This window comes from Mediterraneibacter flintii (assembly GCF_055387595.1).
Window position 1 is genome coordinate 39,841 of sequence record NZ_AP031405.1, and the last position, 20,644, is coordinate 60,484.

Below are 20,644 nucleotides of genomic sequence, written 5' to 3' on the forward strand. Positions count from 1 at the left end.
TACTTTAAAGTGTGAGCAAACGGTTAGCAGAACGGAGCAAATCAGCCTTAAAAATCCACACGTTATATAAATCAATTTTACATCATTTATCACAAGAAAAAAAGATACTCGTATTAAAGAGGACGTTCAGAAATGAGCGTCCTTTCTCTTTGAGAATGAAAGGAGAATTAAAAGCTATGAAAAAGATATTGAAGCGATTAGCCACAGGCTTCCTTGCCTTTGCGACTATCGTTACCGCTTTGCCGACAACGGCAGTCCACGCTTCCGAGAAGCAATATTGGACAGAAAGTGCAGAGCGTGTCGGTATCGTTGAAAAAGTAATGAATGACGGTTCTATCGGTTCGACATTCAATGAGGGACACATGACCGTTGAGGGCGAGGACGCTTTCTGCGTGGATATTAACACCAACTTCCGCAACGGTTATAAGACCAGAGCCGACGCAAGCACACGCATGAGCTACGACCAGATTTCAGATGTTGCCCTCTCAATCGAGTATGTTAATCAGTATGTGCAGAGCCACAGCGGATTGAGCAGTCAGCATATCTATCTTTTGAAACAGTGCGTCGTATGGCAGAGATTGAGCGTTCATCTTGGCTGGCAATGCGATAACGTCAGAGCTTCCTATGATGAAATCTCAAAAGCCGTACAGGACGAAGTTTACGCTGGGGCGAAAGCCTTTGCCAGCGAGAACAAGGGACGCTATGAATGTGGCGGTTATATCTACTCTGGCGAGGGACAGGACATTGGACAGTTCTGGGCGAAACTTGCCGTAGGAAATGCCACCCTTAAAAAGACTTCCAGTAATGCCAGCATTACCGACGGAAACGGGCTTTACTCTATCGCTGGTGCGACATATGGTGTCTATTCTGATAAGGACTGTACGAAACAGCTTGCCACCCTTACGACTGATAACAGCGGAAATACTGATACCGTGGAAGTAAAGGCTGGAACAGTCTACATCAAAGAGCTTTCTGCTCCTGCTGGTTATAAGGTGGACAACACTGTCTATTCCTTAAATGTGGAAGCTGGCAAGACAGCGACACTCAATGTATCAGATACGCCAAAGGTCACAGACACCCTTATCGAGCTTTTCAAGATTGACATGGAAACACAGAAAGACGCTCCACAGGGCGACGCTTCCTTAGAGGGTGCGGAGTTCACATGGAAATTCTATGCGGGACACTATACCGCTGACAATCTCCCTAGTGAGCCTACAAAAACATGGGTGACAAAGACAATCGCTGAAAAGGACAGCGACGGCACTATCCATTATGTTTCCCGCCTTTCTGATGAATACAAGGTATCTGGGGACAGCTTCTATACACAGGGCGGAAAGAACGTGCTTCCTTTAGGAACGCTGACCGTTGAGGAAACGAAAGCACCTAACGGCTATCTTCTTGACGGTGCATATATGCAGACTGACGGAAGCGAGGAACAGATTAAAGGAATGTACCTTACACAGATTACCGAGGACGGCGACATTGCCGTACTGTCTGGAAGCAATCAGTACCATGTATCAGACAAGGTTATCCGTGGCGGTGTAAAAATCCAGAAAAGAGATTTAGAAACCAGCGATACCAAAGGTCAAGGAAGTGCGACTTTGAAAGACGCTGAATTTGAAATCATTTCTCTGAATGACAACGCTGTACTTGTCGAGGGGAAACTTTACAGCAAGAATGAAGTGGTAAAGACAATCCTTACCGACATTGAGGGCGTGGCTTCTACTTCTGCCGACCTGTTACCTTACGGAAAATACCGTATCGAGGAAAGCAAAGCTCCAGAGGGCTATCTGACGGACGGTGCAGAACCGATTGAATTTGAAATCACAGAGGACGGAAAAATCGTTGACCTTACAGGGACAGACACATCAATCTACAATCAAGTGAAGCGTGGCGACCTAGAGGGTGTCAAGATTGGTGCTGGCACACACCAACGTCTTGCGGGAGTTCCGTTTAGGATCACAAGCAAGACCACAGGTGAGAGCCACATTATCGTAACTGATGATAACGGGCAGTTCTCCACTTCTTCCGACTGGGCTTCCCATAAGAACAACACCAACGCAGGAAAGACCAGCGAGGACGGTATCTGGTTTGGAACAAGCGAGCCAGACGACAGCAAAGGTGCTTTGATTTACGATACCTATATCATTGAGGAATTACGCTGTGAGAGCAACAAGGGCTTTGAGCTTATCCCACCTTTTGAAATCGTGGTGTCCAGAAACAATGTGACCGTTGACTTAGGGACGCTTACTGATGAATACGAGAAAGAAATCTCTATCCATACCACAGCCACAGGCAAGGACGGCGAGAAATCTATCGTGGCAGGTAAAAAGGTAACAATCGTTGACACGGTTACGCTTGATGGGCTGGAAAAAGGCACAAAGTATCAGTTGAAAGGCTGGCAGATGTTGAAAGAGGAAAATGCCGAGCTTCTTATTGACGGTCAGCGTGTAGAGAACAGCTACACCTTTACTGCTGATGATGAAGAAATGAAAGTGGAAATTTCCTATACATTCAATGCGTCTGATTTAGGTGGCAAGAACCTTGTAACTTTTGAGGAACTTTACGACCTTTCCAATGAGGACGAGCCTGTAAAGGTGGCTGAACACAAGGACATTGACGACGAGGGACAGACTGTGCTTATCACAGAGCGTATCATCTCTATCCATACCACAGCGACCAGCGAGGACGGAAAGAAAGAGATTGAAGCTGGAAAAGACGTGACAATCATTGATACCGTTACTCTTGACGGCTTGGAAATCGGCACAAAGTATCAGCTCAAAGGCTGGCAGATGATTAAGGACGAAAATGCAGAACTTATCATCAATGGTGAACGTGTCGAGAATGACTATACCTTTACTGCCGACAGTGAAAGCATGGAAGTCCAGATTGCCTTTACATTCGACGCTTCCGAGCTTGGCGGGAAAGAACTTGTGACCTTTGAGGAATTATACGATTTGAGCAATCCAGATGAACCGACTAAGGTTACAGAGCATAAGGACATTGAGGACGACGGGCAGACGGTGACAATCACAGAAGTACCAGAAACACCGGAAGAACCAACAGAACCGGAACAGCCGACCACACCAGATACACCGAACAAGACAACAGACGCTCCAAAGACAGGCGATAATACAAACATTGCCTTATTCTTAGGGCTTCTTGTTCTCTCTGGTGCAGGCGTGGCAGGAACATATTTCTTCAAGCGTAGACGTTCATAATCGAATGGTCTGCTTATGATGAAGAAATCACGTTCCCCGCCGTATGTACTTATAACAGGAAATGAAAATTTAAACTGTTCCTTTTCTGTTAATCTGCTTGCGGATTGACGGAAAAGAACAGTCCACTAGGGGCGTGGGGAGTGTAGCTCCCCACATATTAATCACAGAAAGAAATGAGGTATGAACACATGAAATTGAAATATATCGTGCCTAACATGGCACAGACTTTTGGTAACTTGGAGTTTGCAGGAGAAAATGACGTGGAGCAACAGCGTGTCAATGGTCGCTTTGTCCCCGTAACGAGAAGTTATAACCTGTATTCCGACATTCAGAGAGCCGACGACATTATCGTGGTGCTTCCCGCAAAGACTGGGGAGAAGCGTTTCAAGTATGAGCAGAAAGTCAAGCTCGTCAATCCTAAGATTACCGCCGAGGGAAAGAACGTGCGAGGTCGTGGCTACACAAACTATATCTTAACGGCTGATGATATGCTTCCAGTCGAGGAAAGTAAGTAAAGGGGGATAACAGATTATGAGATTAGCGAATGGAATTGTGTTAGATAAGGAAAAGACGTTTGGAGTGCTGAAATTCTCTGCACTTAGACATGAAGTGCGAGTGGAGAATGAGGACGGGACGACCAGCGAGGAAATCAAGCGTAGAACCTATGATTTGAAGTGCAGTCAGCAGGAACGCACGATACAGGTATCTATCCCAGCGGAAATCCCTGTCAAGGACTACCCGTACAATGCCGAGGTGGAGCTTATCAATCCTGTTGCCGATACGGTGGCAAACGCCAACTACCGAGGGGCAGACGTGGAATGGTACATCAAGGCAGACGACATTGTACTGAAAAATAAAGGCGGTCAGCCCGCAGGCAATCCACAGCACCACGCTCCACAGGGACAGCAGAAAAAATAAAATTGTAGGATAAAATTAAGAAACTATTTTGCTTATCTTTGAAATTTTTTCAGAATAATATAGTAAAATATTGTACATAGTTTCAGAGAGGAGTGAGGATAGTGATTTTAATGATGATTATTCCAATCATTTTAACTGTATTTCCAGTAATGCTGTATCAAGTAGTTTTATTGTTGTGTAAGAGAAAATCAACTTCTACACATTATTTTTGGACATACACTATGATGATTTATGTATGGCTTGTTTTTTCTGTTACGGGTATCGGCTCTGTATGGGACATCATTTCAAAAGGCGGGCTGATTGAAACTTTTCAACAGGCAAATATTGGAATTATCCCGTTTCAGTCAGATGGTTTATTTACTTATTGCATGAATATAATTATGCTTATGCCATTGGGATTTTTATTGCCGTATATATGGAAAAATTTTAGAAATCCAATAAAAGTCGCCCTAACAGGATTAGTGTTTTCAGTATTTATCGAATTTGCTCAATTACCAACTAATCGTTTGGTAGATATTGATGATTTGCTGATGAATACATTAGGTGCGGTTTTAGGATATGTTGTATGGAAACTGATTGGAAATCATTTCTTTAACAAAAAAGAAAAACAGCGAACTATTTCATTGGGAAATTCGGAGCCAGTTATTTATTTAGTGTTAGCTTGTGCAAGTAATTTCCTACTATATAACTGGACATGGTTTCTTTAGAAATAAAGCGGTTAGTCTATACGATTAACCGCTTTTTCTATATTCAGAAAGGGGTGTTTATGAACCTATACAAATACAAGGGAAAGCGTATCAGAGCCAGCGACAAGAACCTTGTGTACCGCTTTTGTACAGGTACGCTCCTGCTCCTGCTCGTGGTGGTTCTCCTGCTACTGAACATGGGACAGCTTTTGCGTACCGATTGGGAGCATTTCAGCTTGCTTGATAATGGCGTGACGCTTTCCACATACAACTTCATAACCATAGGGATAGCGACTGGTGTTTGTACATTGGTCGCTTTTCTTTATTACCGCTTCTTCCATGACAGCTTTAAGAAGCTCCTGCACCGTCAAAAACTGGCACGCATGATACTGGACAATAAGTGGTATGAAGCCCAGACCGTACAGGACAGCGGTTTTTTCACTGACCTGCAGAGCAGATCAAGGGAAAAAATCGTCTGGTTTCCTAAAATCTATTATCAAATGGACACAGGACTGCTCCATATCCGCTGTGAAATCTCTTTGGGGAAGTATCAAGACCAGCTTTTGCGACTGGAAGATAAACTGGAAAGCGGGTTGTACTGTGAGCTGATCGACAAGACGCTCCATGACGGCTATATCGAGTACACCCTGCTCTATGACATGATAGCGAACCGTATCACGATTGACGAGGTAAAGGCTGAAAACGGGGGCTTGCGTCTGATGAAGAACCTTACATGGGAATATGACGCACTCCCTCACGCCCTTATCTGTGGCGGGACTGGCGGTGGAAAGACCTATTTCCTGCTGACAATCATTGAAGCCCTCTTACAGACCAACGCACAGCTTTTCATCTTAGACCCTAAGAACGCTGATCTTGCGGACTTGGGTACGGTCATGGATAACGTGTACCACACAAAAGAAGATATGATAGAGTGTGTCAATGCGTTCTATGAGGGCATGGTAGCAAGAAGCGAGGAAATGAAACAGCACCCAGACTATAAGACGGGTGAGAACTATGCCTATCTGGGTTTACCGCCCTGCTTCCTTATCTTTGATGAGTATGTGGCGTTCTTGGAAATGCTGGGGACAAAGGAAAGCATGAGCCTTTTAAGCCAACTAAAGAAAATCGTCATGCTTGGCAGACAGGCGGGTTATTTCCTTATTGTTGCCTGCCAGCGTCCCGACGCAAAGTATTTTTCAGACGGTATCAGAGATAATTTCAACTTCCGTTTGGGCTTGGGGCGTATCAGTGAGCTAGGCTACGGTATGCTCTTTGGAAGCGACGTAAAGAAACAGTTTTTCCAGAAGCGTATCAAAGGGCGTGGCTATTGTGATGTAGGTACAAGTGTCATATCGGAATTTTATACTCCCCTTGTTCCAAAGGAGCATGACTTTTTACAAGCTATCGGTTCTCTCGTCCTCATAAGGCAGGACGGGACGGCGACGTGCGAAGCGAAAGGCGACGGAACGGACTAGCCTTGCTGGTGTGGCGTAAGCCACGCCAGCGAAAGAAGCCCCTCGGTATCTAACAGAGGGGCACAATTCCGCTGGAAACTACGGTCAAAAAGTCTGGAAATCCCGCTTGATAAAAGGGTTTTCTCTCATTCATAGCTGACTGTGACAATCGGCGGAAAATATCACACTTTCACGATTGGGGGTATGCAGGCTGAATGAAAGCACCTTTATAACCGCCTTGAAAGAGAAACGTCAGTCTTACGGCGTGTCCCAGACAAGGCTTGCAATCATGGCTGGTATCAGCCGTGAACACTTGAACCGTATCGAAGCGGGAAAGGTAACGCTCACGGACGATATGCAGGAAAAGCTCATGGAAGCTGTCGAGAAATTCAATCCCGACGCTCCCATGTTCCTGCTGTTCGACTATGTGCGTATCCGTTTTCCCACGCTGGATATCCAGCACGTTATCAAAGATATATTGAAGCTCAATATCGACTATATGCTCCATGAGGACTACGGACACTACAAATACACCGAGCATTACTATCTGGGTGATGTGTTTGTCTACACCTCGCAGGACGAGGAAAAAGGCACGCTTCTAGAGCTGAAAGGAAAAGGCTGTCGCCAGTTTGAAAGCTATCTGCTGGCACAGGAGCGAAGCTGGTATGACTTCCTCATGGACGCTCTGGTTGAGGGCGGTGTGATGAAACGCCTTGACCTTGCGATTAACGACAGGGCGGGCATACTGGATATTCCAGATCTGACCGCCAAATGCAACCGTGAGGAATGTGTGTCCCTGTTCCGTTCTTTCAAGTCCTATGCTTCGGGCGAGCTGGTGAAGCACAACGAGCAGGACAAGGCGGGCATGGGACACACGCTGTATATCGGCTCTTTGAAATCGGAAGTCTACTTCTGCTGTTATGAGAAGAACTATGAACAGTACGCAAAGCTGGGCGTGCCGATTGAGGAAGCTCCGATAAAGAACCGCTTCGAGATACGACTGAAAGATGAAAGAGCCTATTATGCTGTCCGTGAACTGCTGACCCATTATGACGCAGAACAGACAGCATTTTCTATCATCAATCACTATATCCGCTTCGTGGACAGAGAGCCGGAGAAGCGAAAGACAGACTGGAAGCTCAATGACCGCTGGGCGTGGTTTATCGGGAAAGACCGCCCGCCTATCAAATTGACAACCGACCCAGAGCCTTACACGCTGGAAAGGACGCTGGGCTGGATAAGCCGACAGGTCGCCCCTACGCTGAAAATGCTGAAAAAGATAGACGCTGGCAACAGCACAAGCTATCTGAAAGAGATTGAGGACAACGCAAAGCTGACGGAAAAGCACTTGCAGATAATCAAACAGCAGACAGCGGACACAGAGGAGCTTATCACAGAGTAAAGGAGAAATTTGGTTATGGCAGAACTTGTCAAGGACTTGGTGCTGGTATCGCTGGGAATGGGTATCGGTGTCGTCCTTATGTGTATCGCACAGGTCAGCAAAATGGCTGATGAACAAATGGAAGAAATCAAGAAAGAAAGGATTGATAAAGAATGAATTTCGGACAGAACTTATACAACTGGTTTTTAAGCAACGCCCAGAGCTTGGTGCTTATGGCAATCGTGGTTATCGGTATCTACTTAGGATTTAAGAGAGAGTTTTCTAAGTTAATCGGCTTCCTTGTGATTGCCTTAATCGCTGTCGGGCTGGTATTCAATGCAGGCGGGGTCAAAGACGTGCTGTTAGAGCTGTTCAACCGTATCATTGGAGCGTAACAATCAGCAGTTTGCGGACACGCAAACTTACCTGTCCCCCCCCCTATGGGAGTTCGGGCATAGGGGGGAATGAAAGGGGGTGACGGAATGGTACACAGATAAAAAATAGTCATGCTATGAATTTCATTGAATGGCTGATTTTCAACTGATATAATGTAAGTATGGAAATCATAAATTAAATTTGCGAGGGTAGAAAATGAATGACAAAATGATTGTAAAGAACTTCTATGAGAGGATTGTTTCAGAAAATAGACTTGAAGAATTATCTAAATATGTATCAGAAAACTGTGCTCTGACTCTCGGAGACAAAACTGTACCTTTGGGGTTGGACGGCATGAAGCAACATCTAATATCCGTAAAAAAGACTTATCCAGACTATACAATGAAAATAGTACGTCAATTCAATGATAAGGAATATGTGATTTCTGAATTTATAATGGCAGGTACACATGAGGGTGAATGGATAGGTATTAAACCCACTCATAAGAAATTATCATTTACAGGTGTCAATATAGACAGAGTTGTAAATGGAAAAATCATTGAACATGGTGGTTCTGTAAATACATTTGAAACTCTCTTAGAAGCAAATTTAATTAAGCCAGTATAAGAAGTGAGGTGACTGTATGGAAATTCGACAATTAGAACCCTTTGAGATTGACGAAGCTATCACTTTGATATGGGAAGTATTTTTACAATTTGAAGCTCCCGACTATTCAGATGAGGGTATTCAATCATTTAAGGATTTTATTGAGAATGATGAAATCCTAAAGACGCTTGAATTTTTTGGAGCTTATGAGCAGGACGAATTGAAAGGTGTAATTGCTACAAGCGAAAATCGAAAGCACATCTGCTGTTTCTTTGTAAAAGCAAAATATCATAGGCAAGGAATTGGAAGAACTCTTTGGGAATATGTTTTAAACCACAGTGAAAGAAATGTATTCACCGTTAATTCTTCTCCATATGCTGTACCCGTTTATCGTAAACTGGGGTTTGTTGAAACAGATACGGAACAGTTAGCGGATGGAATGAGATACACGCCTATGAAGTTTGTAAATGCTTGTATGCAATAAATCAAAGTGTTTGGAGGGAAAAAATTATGCTTGATAAAATACCGAGTGCAGAGGAAATGATGACTTTGGTTGGGCAATCATTGTATGATGTATGGAATAAGTTATGTACTTTAATTGACGAAAAATATGAAATGGAACGTCTATGGAATAAAGGTGGAAAGGCATGGACTTATGAGTATAAATATCGCCGAGGTGGTAAGACACTCTGTGCGTTATATGCTAGAGAAAATTGTATAGGATTTATGATTATCTTTGGAAAAGACGAAAGAGCAAAATTTGAAGCAGAACGCAATGATTATTCTCAACAAGTCCAAAAAATCTATGATGAAGCTAAAACCTATCGAGATGGTAAATGGGTAATGTTTGAACCCACCGATACATCAATGTTTCAAGATTTTATTAAATTACTAGGAATTAAGAGAAAGCCAAATAAAAAGTAATAATTATCACGTTGGCGTATACGAAATCATAATTTTACAATTTCATATCCCACACACAAAGCGGTTACTCCTTTGGAGATCAACCGCTTTTTCTATACTCAAATTTCAGATTGGAGTGATTGATTGAAAGATATTTTTACCGATATGCAGGCAAAAATTGGGTGTCCGTATCTTTCCGACCTGCCCTATTACAAGCGTACGGTCTGGTTTGAGATGAAACGCCTTTGCCTGTCTGACTACCCTAAGAAACAGTTAGAAGATTTTTCACGCTATGTATTCGGTGTGCCTTACGCCGTCATACAGGAAGCGTTGACAAGAGAGGAGTGATGAAACATGGAAGAAATGCGTGTGCAGATTGAAGCCAGAGAACCAACAGACGGAGAAATCCGAGCCTTTTGGTTCACCCTGCCTATCGACACAGAACAGGTGGAAGAAATGCTGGGGATTGATGTAGATACAGACTATTACTATATCACAGGCAAGGAGCTTCCCTTTGCTGATGAAGTACAGGAAGATACCACCGTGGAAAAGCTCAATGACCTGTACCATACCTACGAAAATTTACCCTCTGATTTGAAAGAGGACTATACGGAGCTGATGTGCTATTTCACTGACCTTGATGAATTGCACAGATATAGAAACGACATCATTCATTACTCATGGTGTAAGAACATGACGGACGTTGCCCGCCACATTCTGAACAATGACCCAGACTTTACTTCCCTTAGTGAGAGCTTCACCCGCTATTTCGATTTTGAAGCCTACGGACAGTACCTTGACGACAACGGACGCTTTGTGGAAACCGACCACGGTATCTATGAGCTTCCGTAGAAAAGAGGTGTGTGCCTGTGGTTGACGACATGAGGGTGTATATAGCTAATCTTGGCAAGTACAATGAGGGCGAACTTGTCGGGGATTGGTTCTCTTTCCCTATCGACGAGGAAGATGTTGCGGAGCGTATCGGGCTGAACAGCTACTATGAAGAATACGCTGTCCATGATACCGACAACTTTCCGATTGAAATCGGGGAATATATCTCCATTCAAGAACTCAATGAGATGTACGAGATGATTTGTGAGCTTCCCGATTATATCACCGACGCTCTGGACGAGTTTGTTTCCCACTATGGAAGTCTGGAAGAGGTCTACGAACACAAGGACGACATTTATTTCTACCCAGACTGTGAGGACATGACCGATATTGCCTATTACTTCATTGACGAGTTACAGGTATTGGGTGAGATACCGCTACCGTTGCAGAACTATATCGACTATGAAGCATACGGCAGGGACTTGTCCATAGAGGGGACATTTATTGAAACAAGCCGAGGGATATGCGAGATACCATATTAGAGCTGGCAGATCAGCGACAGGAACTGTTGCTACTGACAGCTTTTTCTATCAAGGACAGTCTGAAAATGGCTGTCCTTTTCCATTACAACGAAAGGAGCTGAAACGAATTGAAGAAGATTAAGAGCTACACGGGTATCTGGAACGTGGAAAAAGTCTTATACGCAATCAATGACTTTACTCTCCCGTTTCCCGTTACCTTTACCCAGATAACGTGGTTTGTCATCACGGAGTTTGCTGTCATTCTCTTAGGGGACTTACCGCCGTTATCGCTTATCGAGGGGGCATTTTTAAAATACTTCGGTATTCCCGTTGCCCTCACATGGTTCATGAGCCAAAAGACCTTTGACGGCAAGAAGCCTTACAGCTTCTTGAAATCGCAGATTACGTTTGCTCTGCGACCAAAAGTGACCTATGCAGGAAAAGCCGTGAAGCTGGAAAAGGAAGTGTTCAGCGAACCCGTCACGGCGGTTAGGAGTGTGATGTATGTTCCCGATTAAGTATATCGACAACAACCTTGTCTGGAACAAGGACAATGAGGTATTCGCCTACTATGAGCTGATACCATACAATTACAGCTTTCTATCGGCTGAACAGAAATTTATCGTCCATGACAGCTTCCGTCAGCTTATCGCACAGAGCCGTGAGGGGAAGATACACGCCTTGCAGATAGCAACGGAAAGCTCCGTCAGAAGCATACAGGAGCAGTCAAAGAAGCTGGTGACGGGGCGACTTCGTGATGTGGCGATACAGAAGATAGATGAACAGACGGAAGCCCTTGTTTCCATGATTGGCGACAATCAAGTGGACTACCGCTTTTTTATCGGCTTCAAGCTCATTGTGACCGAGGAAAAGGTCAGCCTTGACAGCATGAAGAAATCAGCGTTTCTGACGTTCAAGGAATTTCTAAACGAGGTCAACCACACGCTGATGAACGATTTTATCTCCATGCCAGATGATGAAATCAACCGCTACATGAAAATGGAAAAACTGCTGGAAAATAAAATCTCCCGCCGTTTCAAGTTCCGTCGTTTGGACAAGAACGACTTCGGGTATCTTATCGAGCATATCTACGGCAGGGACGGCGTGGCGTATGAGGACTACGAATATTCGCTTCCAAAGAAGAAGCTGAAAAAGGCAACGCTTATCAAGCAGTACGACCTTATCCGTCCTACCCGCTGTCTGGTAGAGGAAAGCCAGCGATACATAAGGCTGGAACATGAGGACAGCGAGAGCTTCGTGTCCTACTTTACCGTCAATGCGATTGTGGGTGAGCTGGACTTCCCGTCCAGTGAGATATTTTACTTCCAGCAACAGCAGTTCACGTTTCCTGTTGATACAAGCATGAATGTAGAAATCGTGGGAAACAGAAAAGCGTTATCGACTGTCCGCAACAAGAAAAAAGAGCTGAAAGACTTGGACAACCACGCCTATCAGTCTGGAAGCGAAACAAGCTCAAATGTGGTGGACGCACTGGACAGCGTGGACGAGCTGGAAACCGACTTAGACCAGAGCAAGGAAAGTATGTATAAACTTTCTTACGTTATCCGTGTATCAGCTCCCGACCTTGACGAGCTGAAACGACGCTGTGATGAGGTCAAGGACTTCTACGACGACCTCAATGTAAAGTTAGTCCGTCCTGCTGGGGATATGCTGGGGCTTCACTCTGAATTTCTCCCCGCCAGCAAGCGTTACATCAATGACTATGTGCAGTATGTGAAATCCGACTTCTTGGCAGGTCTTGGCTTCGGAGCGACCCAGCAGTTAGGAGAAAATACAGGTATCTATATCGGCTATTCCGTGGACACAGGAAGAAACGTCTATTTACAGCCGTCCCTTGCTTCACAGGGTATCAAGGGGACAGTCACCAATGCTTTGGCGTCTGCCTTTGTCGGTTCGCTGGGCGGTGGGAAGTCATTCTGTAATAATCTTATCGTCTACTATTCCGTCCTCTTTGGCGGGCAGGCGGTCATTCTCGACCCTAAGAGCGAGCGTGGGAACTGGAAAGAAACGCTCCCAGAGATAGCCCATGAAATCAATATCGTCAATCTTACCAGCGATAAGGAAAATGCAGGGCTTCTTGACCCGTTCGTGATTATGAAGAACGTCAAAGACGCTGAAAGTCTGGCGATAGACATTCTCACATTCCTTACGGGGATTTCCTCTAGGGACGGTGAGAAATTCCCTGTCCTTAGAAAAGCGGTGCGAGCCGTGACCCAGAGCGATCAGCGAGGCTTGCTTCATGTGATAGACGAGCTACGCAGAGAGGACACGGCGATAGCCCGCAACATTGCCGACCATATCGACAGCTTTACGGACTATGATTTCGCACATCTGCTGTTCTCTGACGGTTCAGTGTCTAATGCTATCAGCTTGGACAATCAGCTCAATATCATACAGGTGGCAGATTTGGTACTCCCAGACAAGGACACGACCTTTGAGGAATACACGACCATAGAACTGCTGTCCGTGGCTATGCTGATTGTCATTTCCACCTTTGCCTTAGACTTCATTCATTCAGACCGCAGTATCTTTAAAATCGTGGATTTAGATGAAGCGTGGGCGTTCCTCAACGTGGCGCAGGGCGAAACCCTTTCTAACAAGCTGGTGCGTGCAGGGCGAGCTATGCAGGCTGGCGTGTACTTCGTCACACAATCCTCTGGCGACGTGTCCAAAGAGAGCCTAAAGAACAATATCGGTCTGAAATTCGCTTTCCGTTCTACGGACATCAACGAGATAAAGCAGACCCTTGAATTTTTCGGTATCGACAAGGACGACGAGAACAACCAGAAACGACTTCGTGACTTGGAGAACGGACAATGCCTGCTTCAAGATTTGTACGGACGTGTGGGCGTGGTACAGATACACCCTGTCTTTGAAGAACTATTGCACGCCTTTGATACCAGACCGCCCGTGAAAAGCGAGGTGGAGTGATGAAAGATAGGATAAAGGGGCTTCTGACAAGAAAGAAGCTCTTTCGTTTTTTCAAGATTGCTCTGATAGTCATTTTTACCTCTATTGTGTTCCTCTCCCTGTTCGGGACGGTGGCACACGCTTCTGGGCTGGTAGATGATACCGTCAATGCGGACAACCTGTATTCACAGTACCCGTTGGAGAATTACCAGCTTGACTTCTATGTGGACAATAGCTGGGGCTGGCTTCCGTGGAACTGGCTGGACGGTATCGGGAAGTCCGTACAGTACGGCTTGTACTGTATCACCAACTTTATCTGGACTATCAGCCTGTATCTAAGTAACGCCACGGGGTACGTCGTCCAGCAGGCGTATAAGCTGGACTTTATCAACGACATGGCAGACAGTATCGGAAAGAGCATACAGACCCTAGCGGGTGTGACGGAAAACGGCTTTGGAAGTACGGGCTTTTATGTAGGCTTCCTGCTCCTCATTATCCTTATCGTGGGTATGTATGTAGCCTACACAGGGCTTATCAAGCGAGAAACCAGCAAGGCACTCCACGCCGTTATCAACTTCGTTGTGGTGTTTATCGTGTCCGCTTCCTTTATCGCTTATGCTCCCGACTATATCAAGAAGATTAACGATTTTTCCAGTGATATAAGTACCGCTTCGCTGGATTTGGGAACAAAAATCATGCTCCCCGACAGCGACAGTCAAGGAAAAGACAGCGTGGACTTGATAAGGGACAGCCTGTTCTCCATACAGGTACAACAGCCGTGGCTACTCCTGCAATTTGGAAACAGCGATATAGAGGAAATCGGGGCTGACCGTGTGGAAGCTCTGGTATCGGCTAGTCCCTCTGCCGACGACGGGGCGACCCGTGAGGACGTGGTGAAAACGGAAATCGAGGATAACGACAACGACAATCTGACGATACCGCAGGTCATCAACCGTCTGGGAATGGTGTTCTTCCTGCTTATCTTCAATCTGGGGATAACGATATTTGTTTTCCTGCTTACGGGCATGATGATATTCTCCCAGATACTTTTTATCATCTTTGCCATGTTCCTGCCGATTAGCTTCCTGCTCTCCATGATACCGAGCTATGAGAACATGGCGAAACAGGCAATCGTGCGAGTGTTCAATACGATTATGACAAGGGCGGGAATAACGCTCATTGTCACGGTGGCTTTCAGTATTTCCAGTATGTTCTACAACATATCCACCGATTACCCGTTCTTTATGATTGCGTTCTTACAGATAGTCTGCTTTGCGGGTATCTACATGAAGCTGGGCGACCTTATGAGTATGTTCAGTTTAAACGCTGGGGACAGCCAGAGCATGGGACGCAGGATATTCCGTCGCCCGTATCTGTTCATGCGACACAGGGCTAGGCGTATGGAACACCGTATCGCAAGGGCTGTCGGTGCTGGAAGTGTCGCTGGTGCGGTGGCTGGTACAGTAGCCGGAACAGCCATGAATGACGGTTCTGGGAAATCTGCCAGAGCTGGTACGGGTAGAAAAGAGCGTCGAGAAAATGCGTCTTTTGGAAGCCGAGCTGGTTCTGCTGTGGGTGCGGTGCTTGATACGAAAAACAAGGTCAAGGACAAGGCAACGACTGTCAAGGAGAATATCAAGGATATGCCGACCCAGACTGCCTATGCCGTACACTCCGCAAAGGAAAAGGCAAAAGCAAATGTGTCCGACTTCAAGCGTGGCATTGTGCAGGGGCAGGAAACCAGACAGAGCGAACGTGCCGACAAGCTCCAACAACATAGACAGAATATCGCTGACAAGCGTATGGAGCTTCAAAAAGCACAGGAAGCAAGGCAGACTGGAAGAAAGACGGACGGATCAGCGACAACAGGAGCTACCCGTCCCCATGAAAGACCTGTGACCGCTTCTCCTGCTTCAAAGACAGACACAGGAAAAATGCAGGAAATCAAGCGTCCTGTCACTACTGACAAGGTACATACCGAGCTGACCACGCCACAATCTGTCAAGGAACGTCCGCTGGCTTCAAAATCTGATGAACCTATGCCACAGAAACACGGGACAAGGCTTAATGGTGTGGAACTGAACCGACAGACCACCAGAAAAGAGCGAAACATTAAGAAAGCGACCATAAACACCACGGAAAAGAAAGGACGTAAGAAATGAAGCTGAGACATATCGCCATTATCGGCAGTCTGTTTCCCTTTCTTCTTGCGATAGTGCTTTTCTTTGGTGTGCTTATCAGTGCCGAGGACGACGACGGGGGCGGTGGCTCTTCCTCATGGGTAACGGGTATGAACCTGTCCGCAGAGGTCTTGAAACATCAGCCTATGGTGGAAAAATACGCCAGAGAATACGGCATATCCGAGTACGTCCCCTATCTGCTGGCAATCATACAGGTGGAAAGTGGCGGGACAGCCGAGGACGTTATGCAGAGTTCCGAGAGCATGGGCTTACCGCCTAATTCCCTTGATACAGAAAGCTCAATCAAGCAGGGGTGCAAGTATTTTGCGTCTCTGCTTTCTTCAGCAGAAAGTCAAGGCATAGAGGATATAAACGTCGTGGTACAGTCCTATAACTATGGCGGTGGATATATCGACTATGTAGCTAAGAACGGGAAAAAGCACAGCTTCACGCTGGCAGAGAATTTCGCCCGTGACAAGTCTGGTGGAACAAAAGTCACTTACACGAACCCTATCGCTGTTGCCCGCAACGGTGGCTGGCGTTACGGGTACGGGAATATGTTCTATGTGGAGCTTGTCAGCCAGTATCTCACCGTCAATCAAGTATCGGGCGAGCTGGCACAGAAGATAATGAACGAAGCTCTGAAATATCAAGGCTGGGACTATGTGTACGGCGGGAGCAATCCTAATACTTCTTTTGACTGTTCAGGGCTGGTTCAATGGTGCTATGGCAAGGCAGGTATTTCCTTACCGAGAACGGCACAGGCACAGTATGACGCTACCCAGCATATCCCGCTATCACAGGCACAGGCTGGGGATTTGGTGTTCTTCCACAGTACCTACAATGCGGGGACGTATGTAACCCACGTCGGTATCTATGTGGGAAATAACCAGATGTACCACGCTGGCGACCCGATAGGCTACGCTGATTTGAACAATAGCTACTGGCAACAGCACCTTATCGGGGCTGGCAGAATTAAGCAATAGAAAGAAAGGAATGGAAATATCATGTTCAAGAAGAAAGAAAAACCGATAAAGGAAAAGAAAATCTGCACTATGAAAGTGGGGACGCATAAGAAGTCCGTCATTGCCCTCTGGGTGGTGCTTATCGCAAGCGTGAGCTTTGGTGTGTATAAGAATTTTACGGCTATCGACCAACACACCACGCATGAGATAGAAACCATACAGCTCCGCTTGAATGACACCAACGGCATAGAAAATTTCGTGAAGAATTTCTGTAAATCCTATTACACATGGAGCAACAGCAAGGAAGCAATCGAAGCAAGGACACAGGCTATCAGTGCCTATCTGACACAGGAATTGCAGGATTTGAATGTTGATACGGTGAGAACGGATATACCGACCAGCTCCACGGTCACGGACGTACTTATCTGGGACGTGGAACAGTCTGGGGAGAACGCTTTTTCTGTCACCTATGAGGTAGATCAACAGATAAAAGAGGGCGACCAGACAAGGGACGTATCAGAAACCTATACCGTGACCGTCCATGTGGACGCTGACGGGGATATGGTGATTATCCAGAACCCGACCCTTGCTCCCGCTATGGAAAAATCCGATTATGAACCAAAGACACAGGAAGCAGACAACAGTGTGGACGCTGACACAGTAAATGACGCCACGGCGTTTCTGGAAACATTCTTTAAGCTGTACCCTACTGCAACGGACAAGGAGCTTGCCTACTATGTAGAGGGAAATGCCCTTGAACCGATAAACGGCGACTATCTCTTTTCCGAGCTTGTCAATCCAGTATTTACGGCTGACGGCGACAACGTGAAAGTGAGTGTTGCGGTGAAATTCATTGATAATCAGACAAAGGCAACACAGGTATCACAGTATGAGCTGACGCTACATAAAGATAGCAACTGGAAAATCATAAGGTAGTCAATAGGCTTGCGTCATACATCGTATCGTATGCTACGCAAGCCTTTAACTCTTGCATATATTTATGATTTTGTATATAATTAACCCTCCATTAGTACACCAACCTTTGAAGTGATGATATACTTTTAGTAAGATAGGAGGTTTTTTGATGAATACATATCAAACAACAGAAGTTGCTCGAATAATTGGTGTACACCCAAACACAGTTAGATTGTATGAACAACTTCATTTAATACCACTGGCAAAACGCCAAAAAAATGGATATCGCATTTTTACGGATTTTCACATAGAGCAATTTCGTTTAGCCCGTACAGCTTTAAAAGTTGAAATTTTGCAAAATGGATTGAGAAAAAAAGCTATGAATATTATTAAAGTTTCTGCTACAGGAAATTTTGATATGGCTATTAAATTGACAGATGAATATTTATCACAGCTTGAGCGTGAAAAACATAATGCGGAGCAGGCAATACAAATTGTAAATGAACTCTTAAATGGAGAAAGTAGTCCTAATCAGGTATTATTGAAACGTAAAGAAGTATCAGAGTTTTTAGGCATTACAATGGACACTTTGCGAAATTGGGAGTTGAACGGTTTACTGTGTGTTAAGCGTAAAGCAAATGGTTATCGAGTATATTCAAATGATGATATAAAACGATTACGCATTATTAAAGCATTAAGATGTGCTAACTATTCTTTATCTTCTATTCTTAGAATGTTAAATGCTTTATCGGTCAATCCAGACATAAATATAAAATCTGTGATTGGTATGCCGGAAGAAAACGAAGATATTATAACCGCTTGCGATAAGCTATTGCTGTCACTTAATGACGCTTCTGAAAATGCTCGATTTATGAAAGCGACCCTAATTAATATGAAAAAATCCTTTTAAATACACCCTACATTTTAACACCAGAGTTTTCTCTGGTGTTATTATTTGTCCGTAAAATAAAGGAGGGAATAAAATTGAATACAACAATTAAAGTTGAACATCTCAAAAAATCCTACGGAAATACTTGTGTTGTCAATGATATAAGTCTTTCTGTAAATGAAGGTGAAGTTTTTGGACTTTTGGGAGCGAATGGGGCAGGAAAAAGCACCACGATTGAATGTATTTTAGGAACGAGACAGGCAGACAGTGGGACAGTAGAAATACTTGGAATGTGTCCGACAAAAGAGCGAAAACGATTGTTTGAAAACGTAGGCGTACAGTTTCAAGAGTCAAACTATCAAGAAAAAATTTTGGTGTCAGAGTTATGCGAGGAAACACAATGCCTATATAAAGAAGTTACGGATTATAAAATTTTATTGAAGCAATTCGGACTGTCTGACAAATTAAAAAGTCCTGTATCGGAACTGTCTGGCGGACAGAAACAAAAACTATTTATTGTTTTAGCACTTATCCCTAACCCTAAAGTAGTCTTTTTAGATGAATTGACGACAGGATTGGACACCAAAGCCCGCCGTGATGTATGGAAATGTTTATCGGAGCTAAAGAAAAAAGGATTAACTATTTTCCTTACCTCTCATTTTATGGACGAGGTAGAAAATCTTTGCGATAGGATTATGATTTTGAAAAAGGGAAATACCGTTTTTTCTGGGACAATTGAAGAAGCGATTGCCAGCAGTCCATATAAAGAATTTGAGGAAGTTTATCTTTGGTATGCAGAGGAGGACATGACAAATGAAAACATTTAAGACTATGCTAAAAACAGAATTAAAACTTTCTCTTAGGGGTATGGATATGTTCATTTTTGCTATCTGTATGCCTGTGGTAGTAATAGTTCTATTGGGTATTATTTATGGCGATAAACCTGCTTTTGCTGATGCTGAATATACTTTTTTGCAACAATCATTCGGTGCAGTATCTACAATAGCTATTTGTGCTGGCGGACTAATGGGCTTGCCTTTAGTTGTATCTGATTATAGAAACAGAAAAATTTTAAAGAGACTTAAAGTGACACCTGTTAAGCCGATTACAATTTTACTGGTCGAAATAACTATTTACTGTATTTATTCATTGGTGTCATTGGCACTCATTTATTTAGTGGCTTTTTTATTTTTTGATTTTCAGATAATAGGAAGTTTTTGGCAGTTTTTCTTATCTTTCGTGTTGGTAATGTTGTCTATGTTTAGCATTGGTATGATGGTTGGTGGAATAGCACCAAATATGAAAATCGCAAGTACCGTTGCCAGTATTTTATACTTTCCAATGCTAATTTTTTCGGGTGCAACGCTTCCTTATGAGATTATGCCTAATGCGTTACAAAACTTTGCAAATATACTCCCATTAACACAGGGAATAAAATTATTAAAAGGCACAGCGTTAGGTTTGCCGATTGATAATATCATCTTTCCTATCGGGTTAATGGTTGTAATTATCGTGATTTGTACGACTGTTTCTTTGAAATTCTTTAAATGGGAATAACTATGATAGTTTTAAAAAAGAAAGATATGAAAAAAATTCTTCAAGCTGGAGCAAAGGCCAGAGGTGTGTCGTTATCTGAGTTCAGAGCCGAGATACAAGAAAATATTGACAACACTATGAATAGTAAAGACCCAGTGATACAGAAACGCTTCAAGAAATACTTTGGAAACAGAACGCCTACACCAGAAGAATATATTTACACAATTACAAAAAAAGTGAAAATTTAAGTTTTCTTCCTGCTTCCTGCGGTGCAGATCAGCAGGAAGAACTTACCTTTAAAAAAAGTTGTGGTGCATTTTAAAAAATATCTT

23 protein-coding genes are annotated in these 20,644 nt (G+C 44.2%); all 23 read left to right on the forward strand.

The window, feature by feature from the left end; translation table 11 throughout:
* Positions 1-176: 176 nt before the first annotated feature.
* The 23 genes from ACZ5C4_RS00175 (at position 177) to ACZ5C4_RS00285 (ending at position 20,560) form a co-directional block, all read left to right on the forward strand.
* The gene (locus ACZ5C4_RS00175; RefSeq protein ID WP_076779938.1) at positions 177-3,221 is read left to right on the forward strand and encodes an SrtB-anchored collagen-binding adhesin; all 3,045 of its coding nucleotides are present in this window, start codon (positions 177-179) and stop codon (positions 3,219-3,221) included.
* A gap of 188 nt (positions 3,222-3,409) precedes the next feature.
* The gene (locus ACZ5C4_RS00180) at positions 3,410-3,736 is read left to right on the forward strand and encodes a YdcP family protein (protein WP_076779936.1); all 327 of its coding nucleotides are present in this window, start codon (positions 3,410-3,412) and stop codon (positions 3,734-3,736) included.
* Positions 3,737-3,752: 16 nt separating this feature from the next.
* On the forward strand, positions 3,753-4,139 hold the full coding sequence (locus ACZ5C4_RS00185) for a YdcP family protein (protein WP_076779934.1): 387 nt from the start codon (positions 3,753-3,755) through the stop codon (positions 4,137-4,139).
* 110 nt (positions 4,140-4,249) lie between these two features.
* The gene (locus ACZ5C4_RS00190) at positions 4,250-4,846 is read left to right on the forward strand and encodes a VanZ family protein (RefSeq protein WP_206407333.1); all 597 of its coding nucleotides are present in this window, start codon (positions 4,250-4,252) and stop codon (positions 4,844-4,846) included.
* 59 nt (positions 4,847-4,905) lie between these two features.
* Positions 4,906-6,300, forward strand: a complete 1,395-nt coding sequence (locus ACZ5C4_RS00195; RefSeq protein WP_076779932.1) for an FtsK/SpoIIIE domain-containing protein — start codon at positions 4,906-4,908, stop codon at positions 6,298-6,300.
* 190 nt (positions 6,301-6,490) lie between these two features.
* Entirely contained in the window at positions 6,491-7,681 is a 1,191-nt protein-coding gene (mobT, locus tag ACZ5C4_RS00200; protein ID WP_083582725.1) for a MobT family relaxase, read from the forward strand.
* 15 nt (positions 7,682-7,696) lie between these two features.
* The gene (locus ACZ5C4_RS00205; RefSeq protein ID WP_021374764.1) at positions 7,697-7,837 is read left to right on the forward strand and encodes a DUF3789 domain-containing protein; all 141 of its coding nucleotides are present in this window, start codon (positions 7,697-7,699) and stop codon (positions 7,835-7,837) included.
* Positions 7,834-8,055: a hypothetical protein gene (locus tag ACZ5C4_RS00210; protein WP_010817890.1), complete on the forward strand. Its 222-nt coding sequence runs from the start codon at positions 7,834-7,836 to the stop codon at positions 8,053-8,055. The genes ACZ5C4_RS00205 and ACZ5C4_RS00210 overlap by 4 nt, the downstream gene beginning before the upstream one ends.
* 196 nt (positions 8,056-8,251) lie before the next feature.
* A complete protein-coding gene (locus ACZ5C4_RS00215) occupies positions 8,252-8,662 on the forward strand; it encodes an ester cyclase (protein ID WP_010817891.1) in 411 nt (136 codons plus the stop codon).
* Positions 8,663-8,678: 16 nt separating this feature from the next.
* Positions 8,679-9,125 (forward strand): GNAT family N-acetyltransferase, encoded by a 447-nt coding sequence (locus ACZ5C4_RS00220; RefSeq protein ID WP_010817892.1) that lies wholly within the window; start codon positions 8,679-8,681, stop codon positions 9,123-9,125.
* 26 nt (positions 9,126-9,151) lie between these two features.
* Complete coding sequence (locus tag ACZ5C4_RS00225; protein ID WP_076779928.1) at positions 9,152-9,565, forward strand: DUF3788 domain-containing protein; 414 nt, start codon at positions 9,152-9,154, stop codon at positions 9,563-9,565.
* A 123-nt stretch (positions 9,566-9,688) separates the two neighbouring features.
* Positions 9,689-9,892, forward strand: a complete 204-nt coding sequence (locus ACZ5C4_RS00230) for a hypothetical protein (RefSeq protein WP_076779926.1) — start codon at positions 9,689-9,691, stop codon at positions 9,890-9,892.
* A 6-nt stretch (positions 9,893-9,898) separates the two neighbouring features.
* Complete coding sequence (locus tag ACZ5C4_RS00235; protein ID WP_087162155.1) at positions 9,899-10,396, forward strand: antirestriction protein ArdA; 498 nt, start codon at positions 9,899-9,901, stop codon at positions 10,394-10,396.
* A 17-nt stretch (positions 10,397-10,413) separates the two neighbouring features.
* Entirely contained in the window at positions 10,414-10,917 is a 504-nt protein-coding gene (locus ACZ5C4_RS00240; RefSeq protein WP_087162156.1) for an antirestriction protein ArdA, read from the forward strand.
* Between the two features lie 107 nt (positions 10,918-11,024).
* Complete coding sequence (locus tag ACZ5C4_RS00245; RefSeq protein ID WP_070087533.1) at positions 11,025-11,414, forward strand: conjugal transfer protein; 390 nt, start codon at positions 11,025-11,027, stop codon at positions 11,412-11,414.
* Positions 11,401-13,848, forward strand: coding sequence for a conjugal transfer ATPase TcpF (gene tcpF / locus ACZ5C4_RS00250; protein WP_076779921.1), 2,448 nt, complete (start codon positions 11,401-11,403; stop codon positions 13,846-13,848). The genes ACZ5C4_RS00245 and tcpF overlap by 14 nt, the downstream gene beginning before the upstream one ends.
* On the forward strand, positions 13,848-15,989 hold the full coding sequence (locus ACZ5C4_RS00255) for a CD3337/EF1877 family mobilome membrane protein (RefSeq protein WP_076779920.1): 2,142 nt from the start codon (positions 13,848-13,850) through the stop codon (positions 15,987-15,989). The genes tcpF and ACZ5C4_RS00255 overlap by 1 nt, the downstream gene beginning before the upstream one ends.
* A complete protein-coding gene (locus ACZ5C4_RS00260; protein WP_076779918.1) occupies positions 15,986-16,993 on the forward strand; it encodes a bifunctional lytic transglycosylase/C40 family peptidase in 1,008 nt (335 codons plus the stop codon). The genes ACZ5C4_RS00255 and ACZ5C4_RS00260 overlap by 4 nt, the downstream gene beginning before the upstream one ends.
* A 21-nt stretch (positions 16,994-17,014) precedes the next feature.
* Positions 17,015-17,908 carry a conjugal transfer protein gene (locus ACZ5C4_RS00265; RefSeq protein ID WP_076779916.1) on the forward strand — a complete coding sequence of 298 codons (894 nt, stop codon included), beginning with the start codon at positions 17,015-17,017 and terminating at the stop codon, positions 17,906-17,908.
* 148 nt (positions 17,909-18,056) lie between these two features.
* The gene (locus ACZ5C4_RS00270) at positions 18,057-18,797 is read left to right on the forward strand and encodes a MerR family transcriptional regulator (RefSeq protein WP_076779914.1); all 741 of its coding nucleotides are present in this window, start codon (positions 18,057-18,059) and stop codon (positions 18,795-18,797) included.
* 74 nt (positions 18,798-18,871) lie between these two features.
* Positions 18,872-19,603, forward strand: coding sequence for an ABC transporter ATP-binding protein (locus ACZ5C4_RS00275; protein ID WP_076779912.1), 732 nt, complete (start codon positions 18,872-18,874; stop codon positions 19,601-19,603).
* Entirely contained in the window at positions 19,590-20,333 is a 744-nt protein-coding gene (locus ACZ5C4_RS00280; RefSeq protein WP_076779909.1) for an ABC transporter permease, read from the forward strand. Before ACZ5C4_RS00275 ends, ACZ5C4_RS00280 begins: the two co-directional genes overlap by 14 nt.
* Before the next feature lie 2 nt (positions 20,334-20,335).
* Positions 20,336-20,560, forward strand: coding sequence for a hypothetical protein (locus ACZ5C4_RS00285; RefSeq protein WP_076779907.1), 225 nt, complete (start codon positions 20,336-20,338; stop codon positions 20,558-20,560).
* Positions 20,561-20,644 lie beyond the last annotated feature (84 nt).

What these genes read in the sequence shown, in the direction of transcription:
- ACZ5C4_RS00280 (WP_076779909.1), top strand. Translation starts at nt 19,590, where the DNA reads ATGAAAACATTTAAGACTATGCTAAAAACAGAATTAAAACTTTCTCTT.
- ACZ5C4_RS00210 (WP_010817890.1), top strand. Translation starts at nt 7,834, where the DNA reads ATGAATTTCGGACAGAACTTATACAACTGGTTTTTAAGCAACGCCCAG.
- ACZ5C4_RS00225 (WP_076779928.1), top strand. Translation starts at nt 9,152, where the DNA reads ATGCTTGATAAAATACCGAGTGCAGAGGAAATGATGACTTTGGTTGGG.
- ACZ5C4_RS00270 (WP_076779914.1), top strand. Translation starts at nt 18,057, where the DNA reads ATGAATACATATCAAACAACAGAAGTTGCTCGAATAATTGGTGTACAC.
- ACZ5C4_RS00260 (WP_076779918.1), top strand. Translation starts at nt 15,986, where the DNA reads ATGAAGCTGAGACATATCGCCATTATCGGCAGTCTGTTTCCCTTTCTT.
- ACZ5C4_RS00215 (WP_010817891.1), top strand. Translation starts at nt 8,252, where the DNA reads ATGAATGACAAAATGATTGTAAAGAACTTCTATGAGAGGATTGTTTCA.
- ACZ5C4_RS00185 (WP_076779934.1), top strand. Translation starts at nt 3,753, where the DNA reads ATGAGATTAGCGAATGGAATTGTGTTAGATAAGGAAAAGACGTTTGGA.
- ACZ5C4_RS00235 (WP_087162155.1), top strand. Translation starts at nt 9,899, where the DNA reads ATGGAAGAAATGCGTGTGCAGATTGAAGCCAGAGAACCAACAGACGGA.
- ACZ5C4_RS00180 (WP_076779936.1), top strand. Translation starts at nt 3,410, where the DNA reads ATGAAATTGAAATATATCGTGCCTAACATGGCACAGACTTTTGGTAAC.
- ACZ5C4_RS00220 (WP_010817892.1), top strand. Translation starts at nt 8,679, where the DNA reads ATGGAAATTCGACAATTAGAACCCTTTGAGATTGACGAAGCTATCACT.
- ACZ5C4_RS00265 (WP_076779916.1), top strand. Translation starts at nt 17,015, where the DNA reads ATGTTCAAGAAGAAAGAAAAACCGATAAAGGAAAAGAAAATCTGCACT.
- ACZ5C4_RS00255 (WP_076779920.1), top strand. Translation starts at nt 13,848, where the DNA reads ATGAAAGATAGGATAAAGGGGCTTCTGACAAGAAAGAAGCTCTTTCGT.
- ACZ5C4_RS00205 (WP_021374764.1), top strand. Translation starts at nt 7,697, where the DNA reads ATGGCAGAACTTGTCAAGGACTTGGTGCTGGTATCGCTGGGAATGGGT.
- tcpF (WP_076779921.1), top strand. Translation starts at nt 11,401, where the DNA reads ATGTTCCCGATTAAGTATATCGACAACAACCTTGTCTGGAACAAGGAC.
- ACZ5C4_RS00195 (WP_076779932.1), top strand. Translation starts at nt 4,906, where the DNA reads ATGAACCTATACAAATACAAGGGAAAGCGTATCAGAGCCAGCGACAAG.
- ACZ5C4_RS00285 (WP_076779907.1), top strand. Translation starts at nt 20,336, where the DNA reads ATGATAGTTTTAAAAAAGAAAGATATGAAAAAAATTCTTCAAGCTGGA.
- ACZ5C4_RS00190 (WP_206407333.1), top strand. Translation starts at nt 4,250, where the DNA reads ATGATGATTATTCCAATCATTTTAACTGTATTTCCAGTAATGCTGTAT.
- ACZ5C4_RS00175 (WP_076779938.1), top strand. Translation starts at nt 177, where the DNA reads ATGAAAAAGATATTGAAGCGATTAGCCACAGGCTTCCTTGCCTTTGCG.